At 38.1% G+C, this 884-nt stretch carries 2 protein-coding genes; both read left to right on the plus strand.

Annotated elements, in window-relative coordinates:
* The first annotated feature begins 192 nt into the window (after positions 1–192).
* Positions 193–534: a hypothetical protein gene (locus tag JUI58_RS00670; RefSeq protein WP_204101824.1), complete on the plus strand. Its 342-nt coding sequence runs from the start codon at positions 193–195 to the stop codon at positions 532–534.
* Between the two features lie 2 nt (positions 535–536).
* A complete protein-coding gene (locus tag JUI58_RS00675) occupies positions 537–725 on the plus strand; it encodes a hypothetical protein (protein WP_204101825.1) in 189 nt (62 codons plus the stop codon).
* The last annotated feature ends 159 nt before the right edge of the window (positions 726–884 follow it).

Consider the following 884-nt stretch of genomic DNA (forward strand, 5'->3'; position numbering starts at 1 on the left):
TGTTGACGATAGTTTTGTAGCATAAGTTTTACTCCTTAGTTTGGCTCTAGGTTAACTATGATAATCTCTTGGGGCAAGGTGCGACTGTTCCGAGAGATGCAATAGCAATGCGATCGCTCTAAAAGGACGCGATCGAGATTGTGCTTAATTATGGGAAAATGATGCTTAAAATCAGAAAAATCGCGAGAAAATATGGCAAAATTGCCTCCCGATCTCCTTGAAACACTTTTCAATCTCCTCAAACAATTGTCAGAACTTGTTGACGAGGCAACTACTACAGAATATTTGCTCTTTGAGCGTTTTGGCGAAACTGACGAAACAATAGGTTCTTTAGAAGAGTTAAAGGGAGTTGCTCTTGATGCGGCCTCTCGCTATCGTCAATTGTGTACCTTACGTTTGAGAATTGCTGAAAGTCAGCCGAATTTATCCAAGGATATGCTAAAATTGCTCGAAAGCACTATTGTTAAAAATCAATTAAAGATTCCAGCAATGGAACGCAGTATTGAAGAAATTAAAGTCGAATGGAGTTTATGACAATGACTCAATCTTCTATTCCCACTCCAGAAACAAGAAAGCGGTTGGTTAGTAATTTACGCCAAACTCGCTTAGAATTACAAGAATTTGGTTTACAGTTAGAGGAAGTCTTAGCAGCTTTAGAGCAAGATATTCAAGAACAGAAAGTCAAAAGATTAGCGAAATTGAAAGCGCAATGTAGTATTTTGTAACAAAAACTTAAAATTCCTGTTTTGGAAACTTGACAAAATACGATATTTCCAAAAGTTAAGTAGCTTCATCGACACCGGGAGGAATGCGATCGCGCAATAACATTAGTAATTCTTCTTTTTCCGCTTCGGGGGGATTTTTCAGCATTTCGCAAAGTTCTG

The organism is Spirulina sp. CCY15215 (genome assembly GCF_016888125.1).
Classification (GTDB): Bacteria; Cyanobacteriota; Cyanobacteriia; order Cyanobacteriales; family Spirulinaceae; genus CCY15215.

Bases quoted from the DNA above. Each gene is read 5' to 3' on its own strand.
- JUI58_RS00675 (WP_204101825.1), top strand. From the start codon at position 537: ATGACTCAATCTTCTATTCCCACTCCAGAAACAAGAAAGCGGTTGGTT.
- JUI58_RS00670 (WP_204101824.1), top strand. From the start codon at position 193: ATGGCAAAATTGCCTCCCGATCTCCTTGAAACACTTTTCAATCTCCTC.